The sequence below is a fragment of the Inhella inkyongensis genome (genome assembly GCF_005952805.1).
Taxonomy (GTDB): domain Bacteria; phylum Pseudomonadota; class Gammaproteobacteria; order Burkholderiales; family Burkholderiaceae_C; genus Inhella; species Inhella inkyongensis.
In genome coordinates, this window is the sequence record NZ_CP040709.1 from 3,802,324 (window position 1) to 3,818,929 (window position 16,606).

Here is a 16,606-nt window from a genome sequence, read left to right on the forward strand (position 1 = left end):
ATCAAAAGTTCAACTTTCGATTTGTAAATTGATCCCGCGCCTCGCCCAAGCCACGCTGGAGCGCCTGCTGCAGGGCTTTCCTGTCATTGCCCTGACCGGGCCGCGCCAATCTGGCAAGACCACATTGGCGCGCTCCATGGCCGCAGGGCGGCCCTACGCCTCGCTGGAGAACCCCGACACGCGCGAGTTCGCCTTGCAGGATCCGCGCAGCTTTCTGGCGCAGTTCCCCCATGGGGCGGTGTTGGACGAAGTCCAGCGCACACCGGAGTTGCTCTCCTGGCTGCAGCAGCGTGTGGATGAGCGCAAGGTGATGGGTGAGTTCATCCTGACCGGCTCGGCACAGTTTGATCTGATGGCCGGCTTGAGCCAGACGCTGGCAGGTCGCGTGGGCCGGTTGGAGCTCCTGCCCTTTGCCGGCGCTGAACTGGGCGCAGCCCTGCCAAGAAGCTTGGAGTCCGCCCTATTGCAAGGTGGCTACCCCCCCTTGTTCGATCGCCCAGTGTCACGCGAGGACTGGTTTCCGAACTACGTGGCCACCTATCTGGAGCGCGACGTGCGCCAACTGGTGGGCGTGCGGGACTTGGCTCAGTTCCAACGCTTTGTGCGCCTGTGCGCAGCACGTTCTGGCCAAATGTTGAATCTGGCGGCGCTGGGCAACGACGCTGGCGTGTCCGCTGTCACGGCGCGTCAGTGGCTGTCGGTGCTGGAGGCCAGCTATCTGGTGGCACGCCTGCCGCCGTATCACGTCAATCTCGGCAAGCGCCTGGTCAAAACGCCCAAGCTCTACTTCTTGGACGTCGGGCTGCTGGCCTGGCTGCTCGGCATTCGTGACGCCGCCACCCTGGCCTCGCATGCGGCGCGCGGCGCCCTGTTTGAAACCTGGGTGGTGTCCGAAGTGCTCAAGTGGCGCTTCAATGCCGGGCGCCCGGCCGAGCTCTACTTCTGGCGCGACAACATCGGTCACGAGATCGACCTGCTGCTGGAAACGCCCGAAGGCGTGCAGGCCATCGAGATCAAGTCGGGCGCCACCTTTGCCAGCGATTGGCCCGCCGCAGCGCTGCGCTGGCGGCAATGGGCCACGGCGGCCGGGCTGCGCACCCGCATGCCGATGGTGGTGCATGGCGGCGAAGGCCAGGGCGCGCGCCAGGGCGTGTGGGCGGTGGGTTGGCGGGCCTTTGCCCAGTCTTTTGGGAGCCGTGCATGAAATTGGAAACCGAACGCCTGCGGCTGCTGCCGCCCCACCCCGATCTGGCCCAGCCCCTGCTGGACTTCGCGCTGCGCAACCGCGCCCACTTCGCGCCCTGGGACCCGCCCTATCCGCCCGGCTTTTTCACGCTGGCGCATTGGCAGCAAGGCCTGCCCAAGCAAGAGGCGGCCTTTGCCGAGGGCAGCGGCTACCGCTGGTATGTGGTGCGCCCCGAAGACCCGACCCGGGTGATTGGCAAAGCCGAGCTCAGCGGCATTGGCCGCGGCCCCCACCAGAGCGCCTTTCTGGGCTACGCCATCGACGCCGCCGAGCAAGGCCAGGGCCTGATGCACGAGGCCCTGCGCGCCGTGGTGGCCGCCGCCTTCGGCCCGGTCATCAACCTGCACCGCCTGCAGGCCGGGCACCGGGTGGACAACCACCCCAGCGCCCGGGTGCTGGACCGCCTGGGCTTTCGCGAAATCGGCATCGCGCGGGATTACCTCTACATCGACGGTGCCTGGCGGGACCACCGGCTGACCGAGCTGATCAATGCGGTTTTCGTGGCGCCGGTGGAGTGGCGGGTGGGGTGAGGCACTGGGTAGGCTGCAGAATTTTCGAGGCCGCTCCCCGGGGTCAGCTGCCGCACAGGTTGGCGGCAGCGAGCGGCCATCGGCTGGGAGCGGCCCCACGGCTCGCGGGCCCTGAGGGACTCCATTGCGCTCGCAGTCGCTGCGTCGAGGAGCATTGAATCGATTTCAGGCTACAAGAGCCCGGACTGCGAGTCCTCGCTTCGCTTGAGAGGCGAGAAGAACGTCAGCTGAGCGCTGAACTCAACACTGCGTCATCACGCCAAACACTCTCCGCGGACGGCATTTGAAGGGGCAGGCTTACCAAGCCCCCCTTCATGGTCAGTTGTTGGCGCGAATACGGATCGCTTCCTCGATCCAGCTGTCGAGGTTGTTGGCAATCATCTGGTACACCGCTTTGCTGTCGACGCCTGTCGGGTCATAAGCCTTAACGACATTGGAAAGGTCCTTGCCGTTGGCGAGCGTGAACCCTTTGAAAGGGTTGGCGCCCTTGGTGGCGGTGACGCCCTCGCGGTTCTTGAGCTGGTGAATGTGGATACCGACCAGACCTTTGCCGTCGTTCCAGCCCTTCTCGATCTCGTAGTTGATCCACTTGCGACCAGCGGTCTCGCTGCCAATCAAGACCACGACGCAACTGCGGCCCTTGAGCTGCCCATCAATCCAGCTTTGGATGGCGGTGTCGCCGCCCTTTTTGACCGTTTCCCAGTCGTTGTCGCTGGCAGGCTTGTTGTCTTCAATGGCGCCAATGTTGCGCACCTGCCCGACTCGCCAGTTGTCGGGTTTGTAATGGAAACTGTAGAAAACGCGTCGCTGAGTCATGCAGTAATCCCTGTCGGTTTGAATTGGACGCCAGCACCCCACATTGCCTAGGGCAGCACGGCGTTACTGAGTGTATTCACGTGCGATGTGTGCCCCTGGCTTGACCTGAATCTGCTGGTGGGCGCTGTCGTGATCGGTGGACCATCAGTACGGCCGCCAATCGGGACCACCGCTGCCAAATCGCTTCAGCGTGGACCACTGCTTGCCAAACTCTTCGACAAAGATTTCGGGCCGGCCATCGGTGTAGGTGTTCCTGTTGACGATGGGGTAAAGCCCAAGGTATTCCTGCCCTCGAAATACCTCAGAGGCGTTGTCCAGCAGCGGCAAGATGGCCACGTTGCCGGGTTTGAAACCGTCAAAGTAGCCCAGCTCCCAGGGCATCCATTTGGACGAACTGGCACCGTCGGACGCCACAAAAATCAGCGATTTCGACTGCCTCATCCGCTGTCGGAGAAGCGCCGCCGTCTCCTTCGTTACCGCATTGCGGTCCAACTGCGGGTCTACCAGCCAGTCGACATATACCTTTAAGCCTTGATCTTCAAGCAAGCGCGTAACGCCGGCAATGAGTTCAGCGTCCCGCACAGAGTGCGAAAGAAAGACGTCAAACGCTTCCCACTGCGTCGCGCTCTCCATGGCCTTTCGTAGGCCACGCTCATAGCTGCCTGAGCCCTTCTGCAGAATGTCCGAACGGGCGGCGGCGGCACGAGCCTCTCCCTTGGTGAAATACGGCACTGACTTGTCTCCCGATCTGGCTTTTGATTTCGGGGCAGTCTAGCGACCGCGATTTCACTCTGTGATGCTTGCCTGCCACCGAAGTGAACTCGCGCGTGCGATCAATCGGGCAATGGGGTGGCGACTAAACACGAGTACGCGACGCCGGCGTGCTTTACGCTTGACACGTAGACAACCTCAAACGCTTGCCGGGCTTGCCCTTCGCAACAGGCACCAAGGGAGATTCATTTGGCTATCCACAGCAACGAGTACTTCGAGCGACTGCGGCGCGTCGTTCGTGTCGGGCAAAGCTCGCTGGCGGGCCTCGAGGCTGGGCACACATGCGACTCAGTCCCCCTGAGCACGATTTGAGGCCGTCGATATGCCGGTCCTCTATGAACTTGCTGTACTTGGCGCCCCTTCAGACGCCCAACTGAATGCACTCGAAGAAATTGTTGGGCAGGCGGTTTCTGCTTTCGGCATGACTTTGGGTGCTGAGGTGGCCTGGCTGGTACAGCCTGATGAGTTTTCCCCAAGCCAGCGCAGGGCTGCGGCTGCGGTCTACTTCGGCAGCCAAGGCGCTGCGGCCTTCGATTTGCCGGCGCTATTGAAGCGTGCCGTACCCGTCTTGCCGGTGGTGTCTGACGTGAGCCGCGTCCGAGAAGAGATCCCTCAAGAGCTCCGCCACATCAACTGCCTGGACTATCGCGATGGTGGCGCGGCCCGTGTCGCGACTGCCTTGCTTGAGTGCGCTGGCCTGCTTCCTCGGCAACGGCGGGTCTTCCTCAGCTACAAGCGCAACGAAGCGCGTCATGCGGCGCTGCAACTCTTTGATGCCATTTCGGCCCGCCACTTCGAGGTGTTTCTCGACACGCACAGCATCGCGCCGGCGGAGGATTTTCAGGCGATGCTCTGGCATCGCCTGTGTGATTCCGATGTTCTGCTCATGCTGGACACGCAAACCTACTTTGAAAGCCGCTGGACAAGTGCCGAGTTTGGGCGCGCTCAGGCCAAGGGCATATCTGTCTTGCGGGTTGATTGGCCTGACTCCACCCCGTCAGCCCGTACCGCGACTGCGAGCCGTGCCGAACTCCTGGCGGAAGAGGTTGATCCAGCCACCGGTCATCTCTCTCTGGCGGCTGTGGAGCGCATCTGTCTCCAACTCGAAGAAGTGCGCAGTGAGAGCCACGCCGTGCGCAACGTCAATCTCGTCAGCCAGGTACGGAACGGCATCGAAAGCATCCACGGCCAGTTTGTTGGCATTGGTCAACACAAGTCGATCCATCTGCTGTTGCCGGATGGCAAGGATTTGGTCGTGTACCCGACGGTCGGAGTGCCGACGTCTGCGAGCTTGCACGAAGCCGTAACGCGCTCGCCTGGCAAGACGGTGGCGGTGCTCTATGACCATGTCGGGATCCTCCCGAGCTGGCAGGCCCACATGGACTGGTTGGGAGAGCATGTGCGGCCTGCGCGATGGGTAAAGGCAAGCGAAGCTGCGTGGCAGTTCGCAGACTGGGAGGCCTGAACTATGGCTGCCTTGTTCCTGTCGGCCAGCATCCCGGTGCGAGGTCGTGGCCACTATCACGAGACCGCCAGCCCCTTCCTTATTCAGTGCGCCGTGCGGGAGTTGGTCATTGCCACCATCCGCACCCATCGCATCGTTTGGGGTGGGCATCCTTCTATCACCCCCATGATCTGGAGCATCTGCGAAGACCTGGGTGTGGCGTACTCCAATTCCGTTGTGCTGTACCAGAGTCGCTTCTTCGAGGATCGTTTCCCTGAAGAGAACCAACGCTTTGACAATGTGATCTTTACGGATGCGGTACCCAATGACCGGGAGGCCAGCTTGCTCAAGATGAGAGAAGCCATGCTGGGCCGTGACGACCTTACCGCAGCGGTTTTCATCGGTGGCATGGATGGAGTGCAAACCGAGTACCAGCTGTTTCGCCAGTTCCATCCCGCCGCACCGGTGCTTCCGGTCGCAGCACCTGGGGGTGCGGCTTTCGACCTGGCCCAACGCCTCGGCGACACAGTTGCCTTGCACCTGCAGGACGTTAACTTTGCGGGGATATTCCACTCGGCTGTAAGTGGTTGGCGAGATGCTGGCGGGGCGTCACAAAGCTTTCCGCGTCCAACCGTTCCGTGACTTTACGGTCGAAGGTGCCAACTATTTCTCTGTCACTTGATGGGAAAGATGTCAGCTCGGGGCTGAATATCCTCCAGTCTGGCTTCAGGTCCCTGACCCGGCGGGTAAGGATGGCGATCAATTTGTGAGCCTAGTCCATGCTTGAAGCTTCTTCGTCGCGCTGCACCTTGAGGCTGACAACGGCTTCAATTTGGTCGATTAGCCCATAGGCTGATGGCCCGGTCAGAGGCTGCGAGCTCCACTAAGAAGCCGAGCAGGCGAGAGCTCTGCAGGGCCGACGGTCTCGTTCAGTCTGGCGGCTGCTGATCTTTAGCTGCGAGCAAGCTGTGCTTGTCCGAGCAAGCCTTGCAACTTCGCGCCGCCAACGATCTTTTCCCTTTTCAGTGATCGCCAGGGACGCTGAGACTATGCGAGCAGTCCGCGCCATGCATGTCCGCGATGCGATATGACCGACAACTCAGGGCTATCGCGTCGAATGACTCACTTCGCTGCACAGCCGCCGGCGGTCACTCCTACGGTCGTATCCACACCCATCCGTCCCAGACTTTCCAGCCCGCCCCCACCCCTCCCTATACTGCGCCCTCGCTCCGGGGTGCCTGCGCGTTTGCGCAAAGGCTGAGATGGTGATGAAGACCAAACCCGAGAACTTGATCCGGTTAATACCGGCGTAAGGAGAGTCGAGAGGCCTGCGGGCCTGTCCCTGATGGGGGCAGGCCGTGCGCGGGGCACCTTCCGGAGCACCCACCGTTGAAGGACGCCCCGATGAGTCATGCCCCTGGCAATACGCCCCCCGATTTCGACGCCCTGCTGGCCGCTTCGCGCCAGCCGCTGCCGGCTTCCACCAAGACCTTTGTGCAGGGCTCGCGCCCCGACCTGCGCGTGCCGCAGCGCGAGGTGCTGCTGACCAATGGCGAGCGCGTCTCGCTCTACGACTGCTCGGGCCCCTACACCGACCCGGCGCATGCCCTGAACCTGCAGCAAGGCCTGCCCGCGCTGCGCGCGGGCTGGATTGCCGAGCGCGAGGACAGCGAGTGCTACGCAGGCCGCCCCATCCAGGCGGTGGACGACGGCAATCTGCGCGACGGCGAACGCTGGGCCGCCCTGCAGGCCCAGGCCGCCGGCCTGCAGCGCATGCCGCGCCGGGCGCGCAGCGGAGCCAATGTGACGCAGATGCATTACGCGCGGCGCGGCATCGTCACGCCCGAGATGGAGTTCGTGGCGCTGCGCGAGATGGGCCGGCGCGAATGGATGGCCGAGTACCTGGGCGACGCCGCACGGGAACAGCGCCTGCGTGGCTTCGGCATGGGGGCGCAGATCCCACGTGAGATCACGCCCGAGTGGGTGCGGCAGGAGGTGGCGCGCGGCCGCGCCGTAATCCCGGCCAACATCAACCACCCCGAGCTGGAGCCCATGGCCATCGGCCGTAACTTCCGCGTCAAGGTCAACGCCAACATTGGCAATTCGGCGCTCACCTCCGGCATTGCCGAAGAGGTGGAAAAACTGGTGTGGGCCACGCGCTGGGGCGCGGACACGGTGATGGACCTCTCCACCGGCCGCCACATCCACACCACGCGCGACTGGATCGTGCGCAACTCGCCCGTGCCCATCGGCACGGTGCCGATCTACCAGGCGCTGGAGAAGGTGGGCGGCGTGGCCGAGGACCTGAGTTGGGCGGTGTTCCGCGACACGCTGATTGAACAGGCCGAGCAGGGGGTCGATTACTTCACCATCCATGCCGGCGTGCGTCTGCCCTTTGTGCCGATGACGGCGCAGCGCCGCACCGGCATCGTCTCGCGCGGCGGCGCCATCCTGGCGCAGTGGTGCATCGCCCACCACCAGGAGAACTTTCTCTACACGCACTTCGAAGAGATCTGCGAAATCATGAAGGCCTACGACGTCAGCTTCTCGCTGGGCGATGGCCTGCGGCCGGGCTCCACGGCCGATGCCAACGACGAGGCGCAGTTCGCCGAGCTGCGCACCCTGGGCGAGCTGACACAAGTGGCCTGGCAGCACGATGTGCAGGTGATGATCGAAGGCCCCGGCCATGTGCCTCTGCACCTGGTGCAGGCCAATATGGACGAGCAGCTGCGCCACTGTGCCGAGGCGCCCTTCTACACGCTGGGCCCGTTGGTGATCGACTGCGCGGCGGGTTACGACCACATCGCCTCGGCCATCGGCGCGGCGCAGATCGCCTGGGCCGGCACGGCCATGCTTTGCTATGTGACGCCCAAGGAGCATCTGGGCCTGCCCAACCGCGAGGACGTGAAGCAGGGCCTGATCGCCTACAAGATCGCCGCGCACGCGGCCGACATCGCCAAGGGCTTTCCGGGGGCCCGAGCGCGCGACGACGCGATCAGCAAGGCGCGCTTCGAGTTCCGCTGGCAGGACCAGTTCAATCTGGCGCTGGACCCCGAAACCGCCTGCGCCTTCCACGACGAGACCCTGCCCAAGGACAGCGCCAAGGTGGCGCACTTTTGCTCGATGTGCGGGCCGAAGTTCTGTTCGATGAAGCTCTCGCAAGAGATCAAACGAGGAAGCCCCCAGTCTTCGGCTTCGCCTACGCCACCCCCCGAGGGGGCCTCACTCGGCTTGGGGCGGCCCGGCGCCGAGTGGGCTGCGCAGGGCATGGCCGAAAAGAGCGCCGAGTTCAAGGCCGCCGGCGCCAAGCTCTACATCCCGCTGCAAGTCGAACTGCCATGAAGATCGGCATTGCCGGCGCCGGCCTGCTGGGCCGGCTGGCGGCCTGGCTGCTGGCCCATGCGGGCCACGCGGTGCAGGTCTTCGACCCCGCCCCCGACCCCGAGCCGCGCTTCGACGGCCAGGGGGCCGCCGGCTTCACGGCGGCGGGCATGCTGAGCCCGCTGGCCGAGCTGGAGTCGTCCGACCCCGAGCTGGCCGCGCTGGGCTGGCACTCCATCGAACGCTGGGGCCACATCGTGGCGCGGCTGGCCAAATGGTCACCAGCCGCGGGCAAGCCGCCGCATTTCGACTGCAATGGCAGCCTGCTGCTGGCGCACGGCCCCGACCTGGGCGCGGCGCGCCGTGTGCTGGCGCGCATCGAGGCCGGCGCCAGCGGCTGGCCGCAGCAGCCGCTGGCGCTGGATGCAGCCCGCCTGCGCGAGCTCGAACCCGCGCTGCAGAGCGGCGCCCTGCACGCCTGGCTGCTGCCGGGCGAGGCCGCCATCTGCACCATCCGCACGCTGAAGGCATTGCAGGCCACGGCGCCCGGCGTGCAGTGGCATTGGGGCCAGGCGGTGCGCGCGCTGGGGCCGGGCCGGCTGGAGCTGGCGGCAGGGTGGCAGACCTTTGATCATGTGTTCGACCTGCGCGGCGTGGGCGCGCGGCCCGACCTGCCGGTGCGCGGAGTGCGTGGCGAAACGGTGTGGCTGCATGCGCCCGATGTGACCCTGCATCGCCCCCTGCGCCTGCTGCATGCGCGCCACCGCCTCTACCTGGTGCCGCGCCCGGGGCAGCAGATCGTGCTGGGCGCCAGCGAGATCGAGAGCGAGGACCGCTCGCCCGTCTCGCTGCGCAGCGCGGTGGAGCTGATGGCCGCCGCGCACAGCCTGATCCCGGCGCTGGCGGAAGGCCGCATCCTGCGCCTGGACCGCAATCTGCGCCCTGCATTGCCGGACAACCGCCCCTGCATCCACCACGAACCCGGGCTGACCCGCATCAACGGCCTGTACCGCCACGGCTGGCTGCTGGCGCCGGCCCTGCTGGATCAGGCCCTGAGCGATACCGGGCTAATGACATGACCATCACCCTGCACACCGACCACGGCCCGCTGACGGTCGATACGCCCTGCACCCTGGACGAACTGCTACCTCGCCTGCTGCCTCCGGGCCTGAACCCCGAGCAGTTAGCAACCGCCGTCAATGGGCAATTCGTCCCGCGCGGGCAACGCGCGCAGCTCGTGCTGCAAGACGCCGATCGCGTTCTTTTGTTTTCACCCATCACCGGAGGCTGAATGGGCCTGCAAATTGGCAATCACCAGCTGGACAGCCGCTTCCTCCTCGGCACCGCCGGCTACCCCTCGCCAGCCATCCTGGCCGAGTCCATCCGCGCCTCCGGCGCCCAGGTGCTGACCCTGGGCCTGAAGCGCACCCTGGGCACCGGGGCGCGAGACAACGGCTTTGTGCAGATCATTCGCGACGCGGCGAAAGATCAGGGTGCGCAGCTGCTGCCCAACACCGCCGGCTGCCGCAGCGCACACGAGGCCGTGCAGCTGGCCTGCATGGCGCGCGAGCTGCTGGACACCGCCTGGATCAAGCTCGAAGTGGTGGGCGACGAGCAGCTGCTGGCCCCCGACCCCTTCGAGCTGCTGGACGCCGCCGCCCAGCTCGTCCGCCTGGGCTTCACCGTGCTGCCCTATTGCACCGACGACCTGGTGCTGGGCCAGCGCCTGCTGGACGCCGGCTGTGCCGGCCTGATGCCCTGGGGCGCGCCCATCGGCAGCGGCCAGGGCCTGCTCAACCCCTTTGCGCTGCGGGCGCTGCGCGCGCGCTTCCCTGCGGCCACGCTGATCGTCGACGCCGGCATCGGCGCGCCCTCGCAGGCCGCCCAGGCCATGGAGCTGGGCTTTGACGGCGTGCTGCTCAATTCCGCCGTGGCGCTGTGCGGCGACCCGGTGCGCATGGCCGCCGCCTTTGCCCAGGCCATTGCCGCCGGCCGTGCCGCCTTTGAGGCCGGCCCGATCGCGGCCCAGGACCTGGCCGTGCCCTCCACCCCCGTCAGCGGCCGCCCCTTCACGCTATGAACTCTGCTTCCACAAGGCCCATCGTCTGGAGCGTGGCCGGCTCCGACAGCGGCGGCGGCGCCGGCATCCAGGCCGACCAGCGCGCCTTCGACGCGCTGCGCGTGCACGGCTGCACGGCCGTGGCGGCGCTGACGGCGCAGAACTCCACCGGCGTGCAACGCATCCAGGCCGTGGAGCCCGCAATGCTCGAAGCCCAGCTGGCCGCGCTGGCCAGCGACCTGCCGCCGCGCGCCATCAAGACGGGCATGCTGGGCAGTGCCGCCAATGTGCAGGTGTTGCTGCGTCAGCTGCAGCGCCTGCCTCAACGGCCGGCCCTGGTGGTGGACCCGGTCTGGCGCGCCAGCAGCGATGGCGCGGACCTCAGCGGGGGCGAGTTGCGCCAGTTTCTGATCGACGAGCTGCTGCCCCAGGCCACGGTGTGCACGCCCAATCGGCGCGAGGCCGCCTGGTTGCTGGGCCTGCCCAGCCTGGACAGCCTGAATGACGACGGGGCCCTGCTGGCCGCCCTGCCGCGCCTGCGCGCGCTGTCCGACTGCGCCTGGGTCGTCACCGGCGGCGACGCCGGCGGCACGCAAGCGCGCGACCTCCTGCTCAGCCCCCAGTTCGAAGGCTGGCTGAGCCTGCCCCACATCCCCACCGCGCACCACCACGGCAGTGGCTGCACCTTTGCGGCCAGCTTGGGCGCCGCGCTGGCGCAGGGCTTTTGCGTGGCCGACGCCGCCGTGCTGGCCAAGATGGCCACGGCCGGCGCACTGCACGCCGGCAGCGCCGCGGGCAGCGGCGCCGGCCCGGTGCGGGCCGAGCCCGGCTTCGCCCTGCGGCGCGAACTGCTGCCGCAGGCCTGGCCCTTGCAATGCCTTCCGCACGATCCACCTCAGACACCGCGCTTCAACCCCTGGCGCGAGCGCGGGCTCTATGCGGTGGTGGATAACGCGGCCTGGGTGGAGCGCCTAAGCGCGGCCGGGGTGCGCACGCTGCAGCTGCGCATCAAACGAGAGCCCGATGCGGCGCTGGAGGCCGAGGTGGTGGCAGCCGTGGCCGCCGCCCGCCGCGTTGGGGCCACGCTCTTCATCAACGACCACTGGCAGCTGGCGCTGCGCCATGGGGCCGATGGCGTGCACCTGGGGCAAGAAGACCTGGACGGTGCAGTGGACCTGCAGGCGCTGGCGCGCGCGGGTCTTCAGCTGGGCGTCTCCAGCCATTCGCTGTGGGAGCTGGCGCGGGCCTGGGCGCTCAAGCCCAGCTACATCGCCTGCGGCCCGGTGCACGCCACCACCACCAAGGCCATGCCCTGGCAACCCCAGGGCGCACACAACCTGGCCTATTGGGCGGCGCTGCTGGACCCCCTGCCGGTGGTGGCCATCGGCGGGCTCACACCGGAGCGCACGGTGCAGGCGGCCCGCTGCAGACCGGCCGGCTTTGCGGTGGCTTCGGGGCTGACGGCGGCGGAGCACCCCGAGGCAGCGGTGGCGGCCTATCAGCAGGCCTGGCGGGCAGGGCTGGGGGTGCCGGGGCTGGCCGCCCCAGAATTGCCGAAGCCCAGTCTCTAACGCCAGCCAAACATCAGCTGGCGCGCCAAGGCGCTGCGCAGCGGCGGCAGGGCCTGCAGGGCGCGCAGACCCACTTCGCGCGCCAGGGACAGCGCCGCGCTGTCTCCGGCGAACACGCGGGCCAGGCCGTCGGTGGTGGCCAGCAGGGCCAGGCGGTCGGGGCGGCGGCGGCGCTCGAAGCGGGCCAGGGCGGTGTCCAGGTCGGCGGCTCTTTCAACGCCCTCGCGCAGGGCCGTCACCAGCTGGTGGGCATCGCGCAGGCCCAGGTTGAGCCCTTGGCCGGCCACCGGGTGCAGGGTCTGGGCCGCATTGCCAATGCGCACTAGGCGGCCCTGCACCAATTGGGTCTCGGCGTTCAGGCCCAGCGGGAAGGCCTTGAGCGGGCCGTCGATGCCGGTCGCTGCGCGATGCGCGGCGGGCAGCAGGGCCTGCAAACGGGCCAGGCTCAGCGCCTCGGCCGGTTCGTCGGGCGAGGTGCACCACACCAGGGCGGCGCGCCGCCCCCGGGCGTCATCGGGCAGGGGCAGCACGGCCAGCGGGCCGTCGCGCGTGAAGCGCTCCACTGCGAGGCCGCGCGGCCAGTCCGCGCCCAGACGGATCTGCCCGACCCAGGCGGTCTGCGCGTACTCGCGCCGCCAGGGCTTGCCGGCCTGCTCGGCGAACAGGCCGCCCTCGGCCTGCACCACCAGATCAAAGGCCTCGGCCACGCCGGCATCGAGTTCGATGCGGCCGTCCGCCAGCATCTTGTGGCCCGCCACCTTCTGGCCGCCGGCGCTGCGCAGGCGCCGAGTTTGGGCGGGAAGCTGGGCCGCCTCCAGCGCCAGCCAGGCGCCCGCCAAGGGCGCCAGCACATCGGCATAGCCCAGCACCGCGCCGAGCAGGGGTTGGCGCAGTTCGCTGGCGCGCAGGCGCAGGTCGGTGCGGCCCGGCTCGCTCTGGCTGACCGAGACCTCCAAGATGGCCTCGGCGCGCACGGCCTCCCAGGCCTGCAGCCGGCTCAGGTGCTGAATGGAGCCCAGGTTCAGTGCCAGGGTGCGCGGATCGGGCGGCGGCGTGGCCGTGATCGGGCGGGCATCGAACAAAACGATCTGGGCCTGCGGCAGGGCCTGCGCAGCCTGCACGGCAAAGGCCAGTCCGACCGGGCCGGCGCCCACCACGGCGATGCGCGGGGCGTCCAGTGGCAGAGGAGCGTCCAGGGGTTTGTGATCCAACATCGGCGCCATCGTACGCAAACCGTTAAATTGCCCGCCTTCCCGATCCCGTGAATCCGCCATGCACTACAACCGCCTGGGCCGCTCCGGCCTGCAAGTCTCCGCCCTGTCGCTGGGCTCTTGGATCACGTATCACAACCAGGTGGACACCGGCGCCGCCGTCGAGCTGATGGCCCAGGCCTATGACGCGGGCGTGAACTTCTTCGACAACGCCGAGGTCTATGCCAAGGGCGAGAGCGAGCGCGTAATGGGCGAGGCGCTGAAGAAACTCAACTGGCCGCGCCTGAACTACATCGTCAGCAGCAAGTTCTTCTGGGGTCTGGACCGCGACGGCAACGCCGTGAACCGCAAGGACACGCTGAACCGCAAATACCTGATGCAAGCGCTCGATGGTTCGCTCCAGCGCATGCAGCTCGACTTCATCGACCTGATCTACTGCCATCGCCCCGACCCGCACACCCCGATCGAGGAAACCGTGTGGGCCATGCACGACCTGATCCAGCAGGGCAAGGCGCTGTACTGGGGCACCAGCGAGTGGGCCGCCGACGAGATCCGCGCCGCCTACGAGATCGCCGAACGCCACCATCTGCACAAGCCGCTGATGGAGCAGCCGCAGTACCACCTGCTGCACCGCAAGCGCGTCGAGCAGGAGTACGCACGGCTCTATGACGAAATCGGCCTGGGGCTGACGACCTGGAGCCCGCTGGCCTCCGGCCTGCTGACCGGCAAGTACCGTCAGGGCGTGCCGGCCGGCAGCCGTGGCGACAACCAGGAATGGCTGCGCGCCCAATTGGTGGACCCGGCGCGCAATGCGGTGGTGGCGCAGCTCGAACCCATCGCCCAGGAGCTGGGCGGCACGCTGGCGCAGCTGGCGGTGGCCTGGATCACCAAAAACCCGCGCGTCTCCACCGTCATCCTGGGCGCCAGCAAGGCCAGCCAGCTGAGCGACAACCTGGGCGCCCTGGCCCTGCGCGACAAGCTCACGCCCGAGCTGATGGCGCGCATCGATGCCATCTGTCAGCCTCTCGCCCAGTAGCGATCAAGAGCCCCCGCACCGCCTCAATCCCGGCGACGCGCACGATGCCGGACGAACGCGTACTCAGCCGTCACCGGACCCGCGCTCCATCGCTGGGCTCCTGGTACAGATTGGCCCCGTTCGCCAGCATGGACCCGGACTCCTTCGCGACAGCGCAGCCCGACAGCGAAGCGAACAGGGCGAGCAGCACCATGCGTTGAGAACAAGAGGTCATGCCTCTGGTCGTGACGAAAGCGAAGTCAGATAGTTCAGATCAGACTTGATTTGCGCCAAGAGCCGCATCTCAAACAGGCCAGACATCAGGTCCAGCACCTGCCCGGCGGCGCTCGATTCCAGCGCACAGTCGTTGTCCATCATGTTGCCGAGGGCCATCTCAACCGCCAGCAGGGCTTCGCCGTGGCGCAAGTAATCACGGGCCATTTCAGCCCCCTCTTGGGGCAACACAGCACCCAACACGCGCAGCACCTGCTCAACCGCCGCCTCGACAGACTGTGGCATCAGATGCTTCCCGCACTGACCAGAAAGCTGGGCCGCGGAATCGTTGGCATGTCCTCATAGGCCCGCAGCAAGACAGCAGAGGGATTGAGATCCTTGCTCACGATCCCATGCACGATCTTGAGCCACATCCCCGACCGGGCGATCTGACCCAGATGCAACCAGCGTTCAGCCAGATGCGCTTGCAGCACTTGACGTCCGGCCGCATGGAGGGCCTCGGCGCCATGCGCCGGAGCCAGCGCCTCCGCACACAGCAGATAAGCCAGTTGATGTGGCTTGCGCACCGTGCGCGGGGTGAGCTTGGCGGCCCGCTCGCCCAAGAAGGACTGATAGGCCGCGACCCCCGCCTCATTGCAGCCGCCCTGCACGGCACAAGCCATCAGCTCGTCGAGTAAGGCCGACAACCCGTTACCGCGCAAGTCCGCGCGCAGACGCTCCATGATGCTCAGTTGCCGCCGAAAGGCCTCGGCCCAGACCTCGGTGGCCGCTGAGCCGTCGCGCAACCAAAGCGCCAGGGCCTTGCCCTGGACCAATCGCTGGTGATAGGTCTCGGTCTCGCCGCCAAAGTCTTCGTTGCGCTGCAGCGAACGGTCGAACCATTCAACCGCTCGCTGGGCCAGCGCATGGGCTTGGGGAAACAAGCCCACAAGCCCGGCCGACACAAGGGTATGCACGAAGCCCTCAGCCCAGTTCCCCATGGGCCGTGACTCGTCATACTCCCAGCTGAACTCGAGCGCCAGCCGTGATCGCAGCAAACCCTCACGCGTGTTATCCGGTTTCCAAAACGACATCCAACTCTTCCTTCCTCATGGTCGCCGACCACCCAGCCTTTGAGTGGCGCGTTTCGTCGCTGCTCCAAGGCCTACCGGGTTGGGGTCGCGATTCTCTGAACGCCCTCAAAGTACGCGCTGTGACAGCGGGTGCCCCACCCGCCGAGCGGAGTGAACCTTCGGCCAGCGCTTGCTAGCTAAGCCGCCACCTCGACCCGGTTGCGCCCGTTGGCCTTGGCGCGGTAGAGCGCCGCGTCCACCTGGCGCAGCAGCTGATCGCCATGGCGGCTGTCGGCCACGCCAAAACTGGCGGTGATGGCGATTTCGCGCCCCTGCCAGCGCAGGGGTTGGCGACTGAGTGCGACGCGCATGCGTTCAGCCACCACCAGGGCCTGATCCTGGTCGGTGAGCGGCATCAGCACCATGAATTCCTCGCCGCCGAAGCGACCCAGCACATCGCTCTGGCGCAGCAGGGGCGGCAGCACCTGGGCCAGATGGCGCAGCGCGGCATCGCCGGCTTCGTGACCCCGGGCATCGTTGATGGACTTGAAGTGGTCGATGTCCAGCATCACCAGGGCGAAGGGCTGGGGGTGGCGGCGGTGGCGCGCCTGCTCCTGCGCGATGCGTTGCTCCAGGCTGCGGCGATTGAACAGGCCGGTGAGGTGATCGCGCTCGGCCTGGCGGCGAATTTCCAGCACCAGACGTGAGAGCACGGCCCCAAATAGGCTGGCATTGAGCAGCACGGTCAACAGCAAAAAGACCCAGTGGAGGGCCACGGCATCGGCCGCCGGCTCCAGCATGGGTTCGCTGGGCAGGCCCAGCAAGCGCGCGGCCATCAGCAGCGCCGTGAACAAGAAGGGCAGCGCCAGGGTGGGGGCCGCGGCGCTGCCTTCAAAGGCGGCACGCGTGGCGCACCAGAGGTCCCGCGCAATGGCGGCACAAAGCAGGGCCGCGAAGCCGGAGTACAGCGCGATGTAGAGCCGCAGGGATTCCGGACCCGGCGTCGCGCTCAGGTAAGCGCTGGTGGCCAGGGCGATCAGGGCCAGCTCGAACTGCAGCGTCTGCGGCAGGCGCCAAAGCCGCCGCACGCCCCGACGCAAGGCCACATAGGCGGCCAGCCCGAGCAGATCGGCGAACGCCCAGGCCCACCAGTCGGGCTGGCTGCCCCGCTGCAAGGTGGCCAGCAGGCTGAGCAACAACAGCAGATCGGCCAGCGCGAAGTACTGACACGCCACCGACGCGATGCGCAGCGGATAGGCCAGGCACAGCCAGGCCAGAGCCCCCATGGCACATAGGACGGCGATGACCTGGAGCAGTTGCGCGTCCACGCTGCGCC

The 16,606-nt window shown here is 66.8% G+C and carries 16 protein-coding genes and 1 riboswitch; of the genes, 10 read left to right on the top strand and 6 right to left on the bottom strand.

Features of this window, described 5'->3' with window-relative positions:
- Positions 1 to 28: 28 nt before the first annotated feature.
- Both FF090_RS17855 and FF090_RS17860 read left to right on the top strand, forming a co-directional pair.
- Positions 29 to 1,204, top strand: coding sequence for an ATP-binding protein (locus tag FF090_RS17855; RefSeq protein ID WP_138858023.1), 1,176 nt, complete (start codon positions 29 to 31; stop codon positions 1,202 to 1,204).
- Positions 1,201 to 1,776, top strand: coding sequence for a GNAT family N-acetyltransferase (locus tag FF090_RS17860; RefSeq protein WP_175423708.1), 576 nt, complete (start codon positions 1,201 to 1,203; stop codon positions 1,774 to 1,776). The genes FF090_RS17855 and FF090_RS17860 overlap by 4 nt, the downstream gene beginning before the upstream one ends.
- A gap of 318 nt (positions 1,777 to 2,094) precedes the next feature.
- On the opposite strand, the gene FF090_RS17865 is transcribed toward FF090_RS17860, so the two are convergent.
- Both FF090_RS17865 and FF090_RS17870 read right to left on the bottom strand, forming a co-directional pair.
- Positions 2,095 to 2,592: a TIR domain-containing protein gene (locus FF090_RS17865; protein WP_138858025.1), complete on the bottom strand. Its 498-nt coding sequence runs from the start codon at positions 2,590 to 2,592 to the stop codon at positions 2,095 to 2,097.
- Between the two features lie 144 nt (positions 2,593 to 2,736).
- Positions 2,737 to 3,324, bottom strand: a complete 588-nt coding sequence (locus FF090_RS17870) for a toll/interleukin-1 receptor domain-containing protein (RefSeq protein WP_138858026.1) — start codon at positions 3,322 to 3,324, stop codon at positions 2,737 to 2,739.
- Positions 3,325 to 3,685: 361 nt separating this feature from the next.
- On the opposite strand from FF090_RS17870, the gene thcB4 reads away from it, so the two are divergent.
- The 7 genes from thcB4 to thiD all read left to right on the top strand — a co-directional run bounded on the left by thcB4 (position 3,686) and on the right by thiD (position 11,758).
- Entirely contained in the window at positions 3,686 to 4,828 is a 1,143-nt protein-coding gene (gene thcB4 / locus FF090_RS17875) for a Thoeris type III anti-phage system protein ThcB4 (protein ID WP_138858027.1), read from the top strand.
- Positions 4,829 to 4,831: 3 nt separating this feature from the next.
- Positions 4,832 to 5,449, top strand: coding sequence for a Thoeris type III anti-phage system protein ThcA (gene thcA / locus FF090_RS17880; protein WP_138858028.1), 618 nt, complete (start codon positions 4,832 to 4,834; stop codon positions 5,447 to 5,449).
- A 578-nt stretch (positions 5,450 to 6,027) separates the two neighbouring features.
- A riboswitch (TPP riboswitch) is annotated at positions 6,028 to 6,140 on the top strand.
- A gap of 71 nt (positions 6,141 to 6,211) precedes the next feature.
- Positions 6,212 to 8,149, top strand: a complete 1,938-nt coding sequence (thiC, locus tag FF090_RS17885; RefSeq protein ID WP_138858029.1) for a phosphomethylpyrimidine synthase ThiC — start codon at positions 6,212 to 6,214, stop codon at positions 8,147 to 8,149.
- A complete protein-coding gene (locus tag FF090_RS17890) occupies positions 8,146 to 9,207 on the top strand; it encodes an FAD-dependent oxidoreductase (protein WP_138858030.1) in 1,062 nt (353 codons plus the stop codon). The genes thiC and FF090_RS17890 overlap by 4 nt, the downstream gene beginning before the upstream one ends.
- Positions 9,204 to 9,419, top strand: a complete 216-nt coding sequence (gene thiS, locus FF090_RS17895; protein WP_138858031.1) for a sulfur carrier protein ThiS — start codon at positions 9,204 to 9,206, stop codon at positions 9,417 to 9,419. Before FF090_RS17890 ends, thiS begins: the two co-directional genes overlap by 4 nt.
- Entirely contained in the window at positions 9,420 to 10,208 is a 789-nt protein-coding gene (locus FF090_RS17900) for a thiazole synthase (protein WP_138858032.1), read from the top strand.
- Positions 10,205 to 11,758 (top strand): bifunctional hydroxymethylpyrimidine kinase/phosphomethylpyrimidine kinase, encoded by a 1,554-nt coding sequence (gene thiD / locus FF090_RS19665; RefSeq protein WP_138858033.1) that lies wholly within the window; start codon positions 10,205 to 10,207, stop codon positions 11,756 to 11,758. Before FF090_RS17900 ends, thiD begins: the two co-directional genes overlap by 4 nt.
- Here thiD and FF090_RS17910 read toward each other — a convergent pair.
- Positions 11,755 to 12,972: an FAD-dependent monooxygenase gene (locus FF090_RS17910; RefSeq protein ID WP_138858034.1), complete on the bottom strand. Its 1,218-nt coding sequence runs from the start codon at positions 12,970 to 12,972 to the stop codon at positions 11,755 to 11,757. The two genes, thiD and FF090_RS17910, sit on opposite strands and share 4 nt — an antisense overlap.
- Positions 12,973 to 13,030: 58 nt before the next feature.
- On the opposite strand from FF090_RS17910, the gene FF090_RS17915 reads away from it, so the two are divergent.
- The gene (locus FF090_RS17915) at positions 13,031 to 14,005 is read left to right on the top strand and encodes a potassium channel beta subunit family protein (RefSeq protein WP_138858035.1); all 975 of its coding nucleotides are present in this window, start codon (positions 13,031 to 13,033) and stop codon (positions 14,003 to 14,005) included.
- Positions 14,006 to 14,215: 210 nt separating this feature from the next.
- On the opposite strand, the gene FF090_RS17920 is transcribed toward FF090_RS17915, so the two are convergent.
- The 3 genes from FF090_RS17920 to FF090_RS17930 all read right to left on the bottom strand — a co-directional run bounded on the left by FF090_RS17920 (position 14,216) and on the right by FF090_RS17930 (position 16,598).
- Positions 14,216 to 14,503: a hypothetical protein gene (locus FF090_RS17920; RefSeq protein ID WP_138858036.1), complete on the bottom strand. Its 288-nt coding sequence runs from the start codon at positions 14,501 to 14,503 to the stop codon at positions 14,216 to 14,218.
- Positions 14,503 to 15,198, bottom strand: a complete 696-nt coding sequence (locus FF090_RS17925; protein WP_175423709.1) for a hypothetical protein — start codon at positions 15,196 to 15,198, stop codon at positions 14,503 to 14,505. Before FF090_RS17925 ends, FF090_RS17920 begins: the two co-directional genes overlap by 1 nt.
- A gap of 269 nt (positions 15,199 to 15,467) precedes the next feature.
- Positions 15,468 to 16,598, bottom strand: coding sequence for a GGDEF domain-containing protein (locus FF090_RS17930; protein WP_138858038.1), 1,131 nt, complete (start codon positions 16,596 to 16,598; stop codon positions 15,468 to 15,470).
- Positions 16,599 to 16,606: the final 8 nt, after the last annotated feature.